This window comes from Wolbachia endosymbiont of Drosophila incompta, from assembly GCF_001758565.1.
Taxonomy (GTDB): domain Bacteria; phylum Pseudomonadota; class Alphaproteobacteria; order Rickettsiales; family Anaplasmataceae; genus Wolbachia; species Wolbachia pipientis.
In genome coordinates, this window is record NZ_CP011148.1 from 1,248,985 (window position 1) to 1,249,778 (window position 794).

1 protein-coding gene (running past one end of the window) is annotated in these 794 nt (G+C 39.6%); it reads left to right on the forward strand.

What is annotated here, in order from left to right; all coding sequences use genetic code 11:
• Positions 1 to 118: 118 nt before the first annotated feature.
• Positions 119 to 794, forward strand: part of the annotated coding region (locus WG67_RS05690) for a 2-oxoglutarate dehydrogenase E1 component (RefSeq protein ID WP_458695022.1) (this coding region is incomplete at its 3' end). 1,042 nt of the annotated region lie beyond the right edge of the window; 676 of its 1,718 annotated nt are in view.

The window sequence follows — 794 nt, forward strand, 5'->3', positions numbered from 1 at the left end:
TGGAGAATCAGCTATCGTTGCAATTGAAAAAATCATTAGTGATTCTACGGTTTTTGGTATTGAAGAAATAGTCCTTGGCATGGCTCACCGCGGACGACTCAATGTTCTAACCAAAGTGATGGGGAAAGAATATGCGGCAATGCTGTCTGAATTTCAAGGCAATCTTNNATACCCAAGTGGTCTTGAGGTGTCCGGTGATGTTAAATATCACCTTGGTTACTCTTCTGATCGAGCACTTTCAGGTGGCAAAAAAATACATTTAAGTTTATGCCCTAATCCATCTCACCTTGAAGCGGTAAATCCGGTTTTGGCTGGAAGAATAAGAGCAAAACAGAATATAAGATCTGTGCTTGGCATATCAATTCATGGTGATGCGGCTTTCATCGGTCAAGGAGTGGTTGCTGAAACTTTAACCTTAAGCAATATTGAAGGTTATAAAGTGGATGGCATTGTGCACATTGTCATTAATAACCAAGTTGGTTTTACTGCTAACCCATGTTGCGCACGATCCTCTTTTTATTGCACTGATATAGCAAAATCAATAGAAGCTCCAGTGTTTCACGTCAATGGAGATAACCCGGAAGCTGTGAGTTTTGCTACAAGTCTGGCGATGGAATATAGGCAGAAATTTAAAAAGGACGTAGTAATTGACATAATGTGCTACCGCAAATATGGCCATAATGAAGGTGATGAACCGAATTTCACTCAGCCACTTATGTATAAGGCGATATCAAAGCATAAAACTCCTGGAACATTGTATGAAGAAAAATTGACTGCAGAGAAAGTATTAGATG